This window comes from Anaeromicropila herbilytica, from assembly GCF_016591975.1.
GTDB classification, from domain to species: Bacteria; Bacillota; Clostridia; order Lachnospirales; family Lachnospiraceae; genus Anaeromicropila; species Anaeromicropila herbilytica.
Genome location: NZ_AP024169.1, coordinates 3,424,603 through 3,437,348 on the forward strand (window position 1 = coordinate 3,424,603; position 12,746 = coordinate 3,437,348).

Here is a 12,746-nt window from a genome sequence, read left to right on the forward strand (position 1 = left end):
GTAGAGAAGTATTTTATAGCCATTTATATCATATACTCAACATTTTTATCTATCTTCATATTAAATGCTTCGAATACTTTTCCCCTTATATCCACGAATTCCTCACTTGTTCGATCTCTATCAGAAGGAAGTTCAACTTTAATGATTTTTTTGATTTCTCCTGGGTTAGATGACATAATGACAATTCGATCGGATAGATAAACTGCTTCTTCAATATCATGAGTTACAAAAATAACTGTTTTTTGCTGGCTCTTTGCTATTCTATAAATATCATTTTGCATCTTATATCTTGTCATATTGTCTAAGGCTCCAAAAGGTTCATCCATATATATAATATCCGGATTAACCGCTAAGGCTCTTGCAATAGAGACTCTCTGTTGCATTCCACCTGATAATTCATGGGGATGCCTTTTCTCAAACTCTTCAAGACCTACTAATTCAACATATTTTTTTGCTATTTTATTTCTCTCTAACTTTGATTTTATAATTGTCTCTAGCCCCAGTTCCACATTTTTAATCACATTTCTCCAAGGCAGTAATCCGTAATTTTGAAAAATGGTAACATACTTAGAAGAAGGGGCTGTCACTTCTATTCCATCAATCGATACACTACCACTGTCTGCTTTTTCAAAACCAGCTACTATATTTAGAAGTGTACTTTTTCCACATCCACTAGGGCCTAGTAAGCTAATAAATTCTCCTTGATTAATATGTAAGGATATATTTTGTAATGCCTTAAAATCCCCTTCTTTTTGAACGAAAGACTTTGACAGATTATTGATCTCTATATACATAACTTTACCTCCTGTCACCTGGCTTTACACCCCAATTTTTAAGTATCAGCAGTTCTATGAATTTTATAATACTATCTAGTGTGAACCCTATGATTCCGATTAATAAAATAGTTCCCATTAGTAAATCCGTTCGTAAACTATTTCTTGCATCTATGATTAAATATCCAAGACCAGACTGAGCACCACTCATTTCACCTGCTACTAGGAATACCCACGCTGAGCCTAAAGCCAGATGAAGACTGGTTGCAATCTGAGGGAATGCTGCTGGAAATACAATTTTAAATATAACAGAAAGTCTTTTGATTCCAAAATTCTTCGCTACTTTCAAATATGTCTTATCCACATTTCCCACCGCTGATATTGTTGTAAGTAATACAGGAAAGAACGCTGCAATAAAGATAATAACAATAGCAGGCATATCTCCTATTCCAAACCACAATACGATAAATGGAAGCCATGCCATAGGAGAAATCGGCCGAATTAATTGGAATATAGGGTTTACATAGGCGAATACTTTTGGGAACCATCCTAAGAAGAGTCCTAACAGTATGGCAGATATAACCGCAGATAAATAGCCAATTAAAAATCGGTACAGACTGGACCAAATATCTAAGATTACGTAATTCTGTGTAAACATTTCAATGAAAGCTTTCCCCACACTAATGCTAGATGGAAATAATGCTTCGTTATATTCTCCTGTTATAAATACCAATTGCCATATAGCAATTAATACTATGAATGATACAATTACATGCTTTACTTTCTTTATATTCTTTACCATTCCCTTCACCCCACTCATAATTACTTTGATGTATTAAAAATAACGTCTTCATACTTTAAGTTGGTGTCTAGAATTCCGTATTGTTTCATCTTAGAAATCAGATCATTATAACCCTCTTTTGTAATACTCAAATCATCATATGATATCCAGTCAAGGGATAATTCTAATACATCCTTCTTCTGGCTTAAGTATTTTTGAGCTACTTCTAATGCTTTTTCTTTTGTCAGGTTATTCCCTGCTTCAATATATTTATTTGCGTATTCTTTTGCTATCTCTGCATTATCATTAATAAACTTTTCTGTTAGAACAAGACCGCAACAGATGGAATCTTCCCATAGGTCACTTGATTGATATAAGATTTTACCAATACCTGAACTTACTGCTGCTGCTCCAAAAGGTTCCGCCACGCAATACCCAGATATCTGACCAGATGCAAGTGCAGAAGGCATCTCTGCTGGTGACATCTCAATAATACTAATATCCTCAATGCTTATTTTACTGTTTTCTACCATTTCTTTTAGTAAAATATTCTGAGAGGACATTCTATGTGGAATTGCAAATTTCTTCCCTTTTAAATCTTCAACACTATTTATATCTTTTGCTACTGTAATCGCATTTCCATCTCTATGACCTAAAGCAACTAGTTTTAACTTATTTCCTTCATCAATTGATTTAATGGCAAGTTCAACTAATGCAGAAGCCCCATCGATAGCGCCTGTATTTAACGCATCTAATAACTCTGGCCATGATCCAAACTTAACTAACTCAATTGTAAAGTCACTATCTTTACTTGCATCTATTAATTCTTTTTCTTCAAAAGCTGGAAGTGCATGGGTTAATGGAAGATATCCGATTTTGACTACTTTCCCATCTGTAGCTTTACTCCCATTTTGTGCATTCGAACAACCAGTGACTAATACCATTACTAAAACCAATAAAATAGTGATACTCTTTCTCATTCTTCTATTCATAAATACTCTCCTCATTCTATTCATTCCAACCCAACTCTTTACGCTTACTTCTAAAATCTTCTACGATCTGGTTCGCCAATGCGATATGATCTACATTAACAATCATTTCAGAACCCAATAATTCTTTTGTTCCATAAGTCATAAAGTCTGTAACATTTTGAGAACCTTGTATCGGTGCATGAACACTATGATAGGAGTTCATTCCTAATAATCTGAAGGATAGCGCTGCACATATTCCCTTTTCATTGCTCCACTCTGGACTAACAAAAGCATATGGTAGATCTTTAATCGGTGTTTGTAATTCTAACGCAAGACTACTAAAGGTTGCGGATGCTCTAGCATTATCAAGGCATTCTCCCATATGCCATACAGGTGGAATATCCTTTAAGAAATCTCTTAGGCTTTCTCCTGTTTGCTCAAGTGCTTTTGTTGAACAATACCCTAATTTTAATAAAGGTAACGAAGCACATCCATTGGTTAAAATCAAAATATTATTTTGTAGTAAGATAGATGCTACTTCAACAACAGCTTTTTCATAAATAATCCTTGGATTACTACATCCAACAAGATTAACAACACCCAATATTTTTCCTGATTTGATTGCTTCTGCGATTGGTTTTACACTTCCAAAATGTTTGTTCATCCATTCCACTGAGAATCCCATCTCTGCTTCCACTTCATACTGTGGAATCTTAACCGGTACATCTCTTCTCTCAGTAAAACTTTCAATACCTCTTGTTAGAATCTTTCTAGCTATTTCATTGATTTGATCCATATTCGAATGATTATGGTCTAATCCATAATGCTCTGCCCCAGGTAATCTTGCAGAATCACTTGTCGTTACGACTGTCGTTTTAAAGCATTTTGCCACTTCCATAATTGCTGGGAATACATCCTGTACGTCTGCAACCCATAAATCTAAAGCACCTGTCGATAATATAAGTTCTGAGCCAACTGCATTCGATAGTGGGATCACATTACCATATCGATACATAGCAGATAGACCGGAACAACATATTCCATAGAATTGTATTCCTAGCGCTCCATTTGCTCTCGCTAGATTCTGGAATTCCTCTGATTGGCCTAATTTAACAATCTCACTTACTAATAGTGGAGAATGTCCATGAACCGCTATATTAACATATCCTTTTTTCAGTGCACCAACATTCACCCTAGAGGAGCTTCTTGTTGGAAGTCCATATAGACTATCCATGGCAATCGATGAACCCAAACAGGAACTCCATGCAAATGCGATCCCTGTTCTTAAGAATTGTTTCATCTCATTCCTCCAGTCGCCATCGGTACCCGTACTGGTTCTATGTAAACTTTCAAAAACCTCATGATATACGCTGATTGGAAGGATATCTAGCTTAGACCATACCTCAAGTCTTTCCTTTGGTGCGAAAGCGTGAAGAGTCTTATGCTTATCTGGTACTGTTCTTGATAGATCTTCTAGTAGAATATCAGCCACTTCTACCGCTAATTCCTGTATGGTCTTACCATCTGTATTAATTCCAAATGTTCTACAGACAGCAAAGATCTTATCTGGACCTTCAATTGGCGTATTTATCTTTCCCTCTCCCGCCATCTTAAGCGCTAGCATACTTTCTCTTCCCCTAGCTCCATGCGCTGCTGCACCAGATGCTGTTGCTTTTAATATATTTCTAGCAACGATCAGATCAGCATCCGCTCCACATACCCCTCTAGGAGATCTTTTTGTTATCTTACAAGGCCCCATATAACAATTCTTACAACAAACGCCTGCCATACCAAAAGTACATTGTGGTTGTTGCTTATCAAATCTGTCAAATACGGTCTCAAGCCCACTTTCCTCCATATGTAATAATAATTCTCTAACTGCTGGGTCCGGTGTTTGCTCGATTACATCCTTCTTCTTCGGAAATGTCTTTCTATATTCATTAATGGCTTGAATATAATCGTCTACTCCACCATGTGTGTGGCTATGTGCGTGATCATGACTGTGGTCATGCTTATGTCCATTACCTATGTCGTGAATATGATAGTGATCCTTCTGGCTCATAAATTCCTCCTATTACATACTTTTTTAATATGAAATGTATCATATCATTTATATCACACAATGTAAATAGGTTTAATATGATTTATACTAATTTATTTTATATTTATTCATTATATTGCAATCTTTTTACTTGATTATTAAAATATCTTGAATATGTATATCCACTATTTCTCGCATCATAACAATCATTTACTAAAATTCTCTACTCAAATACTCAGTAAATATTTTGACTATTTATACAACAAAAGCACCACCACTTTCAACATGACGATGCTTTCATTCAGAATCATTAATATATTTAATTATCTTTCCTCTTTACCTTGTTGAGTAACATATGGATCAATGTGAATGCTTACTCTGGTATTCAAAAGATTTTCATTCATATCCTTTTTAATATTACCAATTATCTTATGGGCTTCTCCAACCGGTAATTGTTCTGGCACAGTAATATGAAAATCAATATGCTTCATGCTACCTGCTTTTCTAGTTTTTAATTTATGGTAGTCGATGAAGGAATCCTTATGCCTTTCAATAACTTTAATTACCTCAGCCTCTTCTTCATCCGACAATTTTACATCTATCAGAAATTCAAAAGCGCCCTTTGATAAATGCCATGCCTCTTTAATGATGAGTATTGCAACAAGAATAGCGACAATAGGGTCCAAAATAGCTATTCCAGTAAGCTTCACTAATAGAACTCCAACTCCAACACCTAATGATGTATAAACATCTGTTTTCAAGTGAAGAGAATCTGCTTCTAATGCTTGTGATTCTTCTTCCGTTGCAACCTTATGTAGCTTACGTGATACAAAAAAGTTAACAATACCAGATAACACCATAACTGCAATAGCAACAAAAGCCTGTTCTAGTTCAACAGGATGCATGATCTTTTTGCCTGCTTCATAAATAATCATACCAGCAGCCACAAAAATCAATACTCCTTCTGCCAATCCAGAGATGTTCTCCAATTTGCCATGTCCATATGGATGTTCCTTGTCTGCTGGTTTCGAAGATGTTCTAACCGCAATAAAAGCAATTAGCGATGCGACCAAATCCATACCTGAATGCATTGCCTCTGATACAATACTGATGGAACCACTTAGAATTCCAGCTAGAATCTTCATTATAACCAACAATGAATTTGATGCGACTGATATTAGTGCTACCCTTGTTTTTCTGTTCATTTTCCCCATAATTCAACTCCATTTTCTCATTTTTAAGTAATAAAAAAAGCACCTATGGAACAAGTCCTGTCCCACAGATGCTTAAGCTCACCTGTTGCCAATATATGGCCCAGCAACACAAATCTTTCTTGATTTGCTGCCTGTCAGATTATATATATAAACACTAAGATTTTAAATTATAGAGTTGATTTTGTCAATAAAAAAGATAATCCATATACTACTCGCAACAGATAACTTATCTGCTATTCATTCTGATCGACTATTGATAGTTCACAATTCTAACAGCCTCTCATGACCTTATCAAAGAAGTTGCCCTTCTCTTTACTTCGTTCTTCCATAGAATAATGAGTACTTATCCGATCTGCCAAGTTCTTCGCTCGGTGTCTTATCCACAATCAAAGTTGCTTTTAATAGAGATTCAATCTGTTGCCTCATTAAACTAACATTAAATCTATCCATTTCTCTACTTTCACTGTTCACCATCAAATAATCAGGCATCTGAATGAGCCCAATGACTGGAATTCTAGCTTCAAATAAAGGTTGACTTTCTCCAAATTCAAATTTATTGTGACCCCTTAGTGTCACGGTACGTATCATACTTCTACCTTCGATTGCTTTTTTCCATATCGATTCCATTTGCTCATTTCCAGTATAAGTATATTCGGTTTGAATATCTCCGGTTGCTTTATATTCGCCACTTTCATTTTCCTTCCACTCCATGCTTCCTAAATGCTCCACTGTGATTCCTGCCACTGCTTTTATATTTCCATTTTTACCATCCCATAATTCTGGATGATGATTCATCCAAGTTGAAGTTGCCTGTGAAGTACCTTTGAATTCTGGTAAACGAAAATGTCCTGTGATAAACGCAAATACCATGGTACGCTCTGGCTGAATGTTCTGCTTCAGTAAATAACGTATCATTGAGAGCATTCCAACAGCACCATTCTCCTCCACAACATTTACTCCATCGGTATGTGAATTAATAATAATCGATTCCTTTTTATTTTTTCCCTCAATTGCTACATAAAAGCTCTCTGTAAGTGCTTTCTTTTGTTTCTTAGCTTCTAAAATAACGGTTCCCTGTTCATTATTCTTCGCTGCTTCTATCACTTTCTTCCCATCTGTCTCATTTACCCATATTGCAGGTATTCCCATATATTCGTCCGTAAATGGCACATATTGATCTTCTACTTTTGAATCCGATACTCCCTTCCATACTAAAATAACTGCTTTCGCACCCTTCTCTTTTGCCTTCTTTAGATTGGGATTTCTTAATACAGATGTCAATACCAAGTCACCATCCCCGGAGATAACTTTACTACTACTCGGAAATCCATCTCTTTTATTCATAATAAGTCCAGTTGGAAGCTTTTTTATCGTATTAATTTCTACTACAGCAATTTTACCATTTACATTATTATAATTACCCCTCTTGACATAGATAAGCTCTCCCGTAACTCCATTTTCATCAGTTTCACCCGAATATGGATAGGCTGATGATACATGAATCTCCTTCTGGTTAATCAATAAAGCACTTCTTTTTTCTTCCCATTGATCCAACGTATAGATATCACTATGTAGTTTAAGCCCCATATCACTAAGTTGTTGTTTCAGCCACGAGATAAACTGTTCATGACCTCTTGAACCCGTTGTTCGACTTCCATATGAGTTCATCGTAATAATATCTTGTAACATACTTTCTTCTGAATCTAATTTATTATCATCTATCATCACATTAACATCCTCCGCTATTTGTACTGAATCAGTAATTGGTTTTACATATAGGTTAAGCATGACACACACACTTACAACTAATACAGACAAAACATATAATACTTTTCCTGTTACAAGTATTACACCTCTCCTTCTTTCTTTTATTCTTAATGACCACACATTCCATAGAGATGCTATAACTAGTAATATTGTTCCAACAATAAGAAACAACATATTCTGTTTCATCAAGAATGCAAATTCTGCAATTAATATACCTCCATATATTAAATGTAATTTATGAAATTCTTTATCGATAAATCTTATCATACCAATTACAATAATCATCATTAAGATAACTACTATAGAAATACTCGTTTCCTTACCGATCAATAAACTTTTACAGAATGCTAGCAATAAAAATATGATACCTAATACTGCTTGATATAACCTTTTCATGTGTTATTTACTCTCCTTCTTTACTCTCAGTTCAGTTATATGCTCCAACGTTAATATCATTGCATATCGACATTACATTTGTAATGTCGATACCTCTGTAGTATAATAGGAACTATATAGGAAAACAACATGAAATAACAATTCAATTACTATAACGTACAAATCGAAAGGAAATGTAATGTCAGATACAATCAAACGCTATTCCAATAAAGAAACAAACCGCTTAACAAGAGAAGCCATATGTACTGCGCTTGTACTACTTATGAAGGACCAATCTTTTGAAAAGATAGGAATCACTGATATCGTAAGGCGCGCTGGTGTATCCAGAACAGCATATTATAGTAATTATTCAAGTAAACATGAGATATTATTCGATCTTGTTGATTCTCTCATATCGGAAGTCAATCAAAAACTGCTGCCTTATACCGATGAGAGAACAGGAAAAGCAAAGTACCCTAGAGAATTTATCAAGAATATGTTTGAAGTGCTTTATCAACAACGGAATATCTATAAAACATTGTATGACGCAAAATTCAACTATATCATTCTAGATCGACTAAACCACAGTATGATAACCCATGTGCAGGATCAGTCAGAGGAGAATATATACCGTATTTATTTTAATGCTGGAGCTTTATATAATGTTTTTTCTAAATGGATTCAATCTGATATGAGCAAAACAATTGAGGAAATGACTGAGATATGTCTTAAGATCTATCATACACCGATGTCTCAAGAGTAATGAAGACAAGATTACTATTATTATCATATTGCACACAGAGGAGATAAGAATAAAATGAATCAAAAAATAACTACTTTAATTCATAAACTAGAAAGTCATAACATGGCAGGATATTTTGTAAATACACCTGAAGAATTACTTCTTCTGATAAAAGAACTGATACCTAACGGCTCTAGTGTTGGCAGTGGTGATTCTGTAACTTTGGAGGACACAGGAGTATTCGAGTATCTACGAAATGGTGATTATAATTTTTACGACAAATTCGCCTCCGACCTAACAAAAGAACAAAAGAGAGACATCTATCTACGTAATTTCACAGCTGATACATTTATCTCTAGCGCGAATGCCATCACCATAGATGGTGCAATCTTTAATATTGATGGAAATGGTAGCCGGGTAGCACCTATACTATATGGCCCTAAGCAGGTTATTATTATTATAGGAATCAACAAAATCACAGATGATCTCGACTCGGCTATCAAAAGAACTAGGCAGATTGCTGCACCCTTGGATGCAAAGCGCTTAGGGAAAAACACGCCTTGCACTTCATTGGGCCATTGTATTGATTGTAAGCATAAAGAACGAATCTGCAATGATTTCGTATTAATCACTGGACAATTTGTAAAAGATCGAATTAAGGTGATTATCCTTAATGAGAATGTGGGATATTGATTTTCGATTTGAGTTATTAGAAAGATGATAAATGTTCTTCAGATGATATATCATGTGTTTAAGAATACTTTGATAGTTAAGGTTAAAAGGCGGGTGATTAATCACCCGCCTATCTATATCTTAAAGAGTCTTACAGCTGTCATAAGTGAATCAACTGCATCCTTAACTTTTCCAGTTTCAACAACAGTTTTACTTGATTCTAAGGAAGACTCGTTGGCTCTTCCTGCTATATTAGTAGTTCCTTGTGCACCTTCATTTGTTGCTATTGCAACTCCAGATATTGCAGTAGTTATATTTTCAATAGAGGCCAATAATTGCTGAGAGGTAGAACTTAAATCTGCTACAATTTCATCCACTTTATTTGCATCGTTTGTATATTCATTTGTAGCCTTTAACATCTTCTGATAATCATTTACCACATTGACTGCCACAAACTGCATTAATTCCTTTGCATTATCGGATAAATTAGCAACTGCATTGAAGACTTGCTGATTAATTTGCTGCATCTGGTTTACCGTTCTTGTTGATTCATCTGCCAGATTGCCAATTTCCCCTGCAACTACAGCGAATCCCTTACCAGCATCTCCAGCTCTTGCAGCCTCAATGGATGCATTAAGAGCTAATAGATTAGTCTGACTTGCAATATTAAGGATTCCATTTGCTAATTCATTAATTTTTGTTACTGCCTTCGATTCTTCCAAAGATTTTTCTAACTTTTCTTGTACCTGAATACGGATATTACTGGCATCCTGCTGCGCTTTTTCAAAATCCTTTCTAAGTGCAGATGCACGATTATTAATTTCATCTACAGTAACTGCCCCGTCTTGCGCTTTCTGTGATACATTTTGTACTGCTGAATTGATTTCTTCAACTGTAGCAGATACTTCTTCTGTTGACGCTGACGTTTCCTCCATTCCTGCTGATAACTCTTCAGTCGTTGCTGAAATGTCTTCGATATATCCATTCAATCGATATATATTTTCATTTACTGACTTTACAGAATCGTCTACTAGAATGGCACTGTCTGAAACACCATGAAAAGATTCTCTTATTTTATTAATGAAGCGATTCAATGCCTCTGCCATTGCACCAATCTCATCATTGCTCTTAACAATAATTTGACAGGTTAAATCATTATTCTTCTCAGCTTCTAGTAATCCTTTATGCATTATTTTAATAGGTTTTATAATCATTATGGATATCAACAAACTTAAAATAACCGCTACTACGCAAAATATGATAACTGCAATAATTATGATTTTCTGAGTCATCTCAGCTGTTTTGGCAGAAGACTCAAGTAATCTTGACATCTGATTTTCTCGAAATACCTTATATTCAACCAATTTTTTATTTAACGTCTCAGCTGCAGGCACCATCTGATTTCTCATAACACTCAATACTTCACTATCTTTTCCTGCTTTGACTGCTGGTATAATACTATCCGTTGCAATTTTTACATATGCATTATTTAATTCTTTCGATTCCTTACTTAATTCTTTTCCTTTTTTCGTAACAGAACTATTAATTAGCTTATCAAATATTGCACCTGACTCTTCTGTCAAATCTGTAAATTGATTTACGAAAGATTCATCTTTCGTTATTACATATCCACGTAGTGCAGCAACTACTTTTGCTGAATTTTCAGTTACTTGATTTGTGTCCTTATACAATGGTAGATAACTACCATTAATATCACTTGCTGTAACTGCCATAGAATGAATCTTTAATAATGTAAATATGAGAAGAACTGTTGCAATTAATGTAATTCCTATAAATCCACCAAATATTTTGACCATAATACTACTTCGTTTTTTCATACCCTTTTTCCTCTCTTTCTAGTTTTTCTAATAAGCCTAACATTTTTTAAAGTATTCTAGCGCTTGAACCCCTGAAAATAAATGCCGGTCATGCTTAATTTCGATTAATTTCAACTTTATTAAATGATAATAGACTTTTTTTGACACTATTTGATTTTATCACAATCACATCACATTGCTCGCCAAATTCATGTATGATAGTATGAATAATATAGTCATTTTCCGAGATTTCTATATCAATTATATAACGGAGGAGATTTATTTCATGAATCATATCAATTCAAAAGAATACTTAGGTTTCTCTCAAGCTAAATATATTGAAAATGATCCTGTGCAATATAAACTAAGGGCTAATGAGGTTATTTTTAGAGAAAGTCAGGAGGTACACTTTCATGATGATATAGAATTATTTTTTGTCATAGATGGTAAAGCTACACTTAATGTAAATAATGAGCCAAATTCGATATCTTCTGGCAATCTGGTTATGCTAATGCCATATCATGTACACTCAATAATTCTTGATAGTAGTAGTTTACGAATCTACCAATGTTCAATCTCTTTGGGATTACTTTTATTATCATCCATATCCCGAGTAATAGAACAACATATATCCTATTCGCTTGCCTATGGTAATGTAGTTGTAAAACTGACTGGAAGAGAACAAGAATCCATGGGTAAAGATTTCGAAGAGATGATTAAAGAACTTCATAGCGATTGTCTATTCAACACAATGGTTGGATTGAATATCGTATCTAAAATCATTTTATTGTTTAGCAGAAATATAGCAACCAATATTATAGAATGTGAAACTCCTGATCACAGCATAACATGGAAGTTAATGCAATATATGAACACGAACTTTAGCAATGATATAACTGCCAAAAGTCTGGCTACTAAGTTCTCTTTACCACCCCTCAAGATAAACAATTATTTTTATCTTCTAACAGGCGAAAATCTCTCAACAAACTTGCACAGAACTCGAATTCGGTATGCTTGCAGTATGCTCCAATTCGATCAACTCTCAAGTAGTTACATTGGTAAATATGTAGGTTATAAGAATACATCCTCCTTCTTTCGAAAATTTAAAGAAATAAAAAATATGACACCAGATGAATATCGAAAATCACACATTCCAAATGATATGACCTATAAATGTTTAAATAATTCATGGAAAATACTACTTTATATCTATGAACACTATGCCGAACCAATGAGTGAAACGTCTATCTCACAAGCATTGTTTCTGTCAACAGAAAACATACATACAGAACTTCTTTCTAATTTTGATATGTCATTACCTGATTTAATAACACAAATAAGATTGCAATATGCTTGCTCTTTTTTACTGGTATTAGATGCACCGATATTAAATATTGCATATCTGTCTGGTTTTTCTTCTGTAAGAACATTTAATAGATGTTTTAAAAAAATAATGGGCTATACTCCTCTCGAATTTAGAAAACAGAGGATTTCAAAATAATCCAAATAAAGGGGCTGTATCAGTAACACAGCCCCTTTCAATACGTAACTTCATTGTATAATTATTACATTTTTTTATTCTTCCTCTACATC

At 34.5% G+C, this 12,746-nt stretch carries 10 protein-coding genes and 1 riboswitch; of the genes, 3 read left to right on the forward strand and 7 right to left on the reverse strand.

The genetic code is table 11. From position 1 onward, the window contains the following. Positions 1-23 precede the first annotated feature (23 nt). The 6 genes from bsdtb5_RS14820 to bsdtb5_RS14845 all read right to left on the reverse strand — a co-directional run bounded on the left by bsdtb5_RS14820 (position 24) and on the right by bsdtb5_RS14845 (position 7,943). On the reverse strand, positions 24-794 hold the full coding sequence (locus bsdtb5_RS14820; RefSeq protein ID WP_271712754.1) for an ABC transporter ATP-binding protein: 771 nt from the start codon (positions 792-794) through the stop codon (positions 24-26). 4 nt (positions 795-798) lie between these two features. After that, the gene (locus bsdtb5_RS14825; RefSeq protein WP_271712755.1) at positions 799-1,575 is read right to left on the reverse strand and encodes an ABC transporter permease; all 777 of its coding nucleotides are present in this window, start codon (positions 1,573-1,575) and stop codon (positions 799-801) included. 20 nt (positions 1,576-1,595) lie between these two features. Continuing rightward, a complete protein-coding gene (locus bsdtb5_RS14830) occupies positions 1,596-2,546 on the reverse strand; it encodes an ABC transporter substrate-binding protein (RefSeq protein ID WP_271712756.1) in 951 nt (316 codons plus the stop codon). 16 nt (positions 2,547-2,562) lie between these two features. Further along, positions 2,563-4,587 (reverse strand): anaerobic carbon-monoxide dehydrogenase catalytic subunit, encoded by a 2,025-nt coding sequence (gene cooS, locus bsdtb5_RS14835; RefSeq protein WP_271712757.1) that lies wholly within the window; start codon positions 4,585-4,587, stop codon positions 2,563-2,565. Positions 4,588-4,889: 302 nt separating this feature from the next. Next, positions 4,890-5,780 carry a cation diffusion facilitator family transporter gene (locus tag bsdtb5_RS14840; protein WP_271712758.1) on the reverse strand — a complete coding sequence of 297 codons (891 nt, stop codon included), beginning with the start codon at positions 5,778-5,780 and terminating at the stop codon, positions 4,890-4,892. 55 nt (positions 5,781-5,835) lie between these two features. Beyond that, positions 5,836-5,928: riboswitch (NiCo riboswitch) on the reverse strand. 164 nt (positions 5,929-6,092) lie between these two features. After that, entirely contained in the window at positions 6,093-7,943 is a 1,851-nt protein-coding gene (locus bsdtb5_RS14845; RefSeq protein WP_271712759.1) for a zinc-binding metallopeptidase family protein, read from the reverse strand. A gap of 178 nt (positions 7,944-8,121) precedes the next feature. Between bsdtb5_RS14845 and bsdtb5_RS14850 the strand changes: the two genes are divergently transcribed. Both bsdtb5_RS14850 and bsdtb5_RS14855 read left to right on the forward strand, forming a co-directional pair. Next, entirely contained in the window at positions 8,122-8,685 is a 564-nt protein-coding gene (locus tag bsdtb5_RS14850) for a TetR/AcrR family transcriptional regulator (protein WP_271712760.1), read from the forward strand. 54 nt (positions 8,686-8,739) lie between these two features. Next, positions 8,740-9,357 (forward strand): lactate utilization protein, encoded by a 618-nt coding sequence (locus bsdtb5_RS14855; protein ID WP_271712761.1) that lies wholly within the window; start codon positions 8,740-8,742, stop codon positions 9,355-9,357. 113 nt (positions 9,358-9,470) lie between these two features. Here bsdtb5_RS14855 and bsdtb5_RS14860 read toward each other — a convergent pair whose 3' ends face one another. Beyond that, on the reverse strand, positions 9,471-11,174 hold the full coding sequence (locus tag bsdtb5_RS14860) for a methyl-accepting chemotaxis protein (protein WP_271712762.1): 1,704 nt from the start codon (positions 11,172-11,174) through the stop codon (positions 9,471-9,473). Positions 11,175-11,439: 265 nt separating this feature from the next. Here bsdtb5_RS14860 and bsdtb5_RS14865 point away from each other — a divergent pair, with 265 nt between their 5' ends. Further along, entirely contained in the window at positions 11,440-12,654 is a 1,215-nt protein-coding gene (locus bsdtb5_RS14865; protein ID WP_271712763.1) for an AraC family transcriptional regulator, read from the forward strand. Positions 12,655-12,746 lie beyond the last annotated feature (92 nt).

Excerpts from the sequence above, each read along its gene's own strand:
- bsdtb5_RS14820 (WP_271712754.1), bottom strand. The coding sequence starts at position 794 with ATGTATATAGAGATCAATAATCTGTCAAAGTCTTTCGTTCAAAAAGAA.
- bsdtb5_RS14825 (WP_271712755.1), bottom strand. The coding sequence starts at position 1,575 with ATGGTAAAGAATATAAAGAAAGTAAAGCATGTAATTGTATCATTCATA.
- bsdtb5_RS14830 (WP_271712756.1), bottom strand. The coding sequence starts at position 2,546 with ATGAATAGAAGAATGAGAAAGAGTATCACTATTTTATTGGTTTTAGTA.
- cooS (WP_271712757.1), bottom strand. The coding sequence starts at position 4,587 with ATGAGCCAGAAGGATCACTATCATATTCACGACATAGGTAATGGACAT.
- bsdtb5_RS14840 (WP_271712758.1), bottom strand. The coding sequence starts at position 5,780 with ATGGGGAAAATGAACAGAAAAACAAGGGTAGCACTAATATCAGTCGCA.
- bsdtb5_RS14845 (WP_271712759.1), bottom strand. The coding sequence starts at position 7,943 with ATGAAAAGGTTATATCAAGCAGTATTAGGTATCATATTTTTATTGCTA.
- bsdtb5_RS14850 (WP_271712760.1), top strand. The coding sequence starts at position 8,122 with ATGTCAGATACAATCAAACGCTATTCCAATAAAGAAACAAACCGCTTA.
- bsdtb5_RS14855 (WP_271712761.1), top strand. The coding sequence starts at position 8,740 with ATGAATCAAAAAATAACTACTTTAATTCATAAACTAGAAAGTCATAAC.
- bsdtb5_RS14860 (WP_271712762.1), bottom strand. The coding sequence starts at position 11,174 with ATGAAAAAACGAAGTAGTATTATGGTCAAAATATTTGGTGGATTTATA.
- bsdtb5_RS14865 (WP_271712763.1), top strand. The coding sequence starts at position 11,440 with ATGAATCATATCAATTCAAAAGAATACTTAGGTTTCTCTCAAGCTAAA.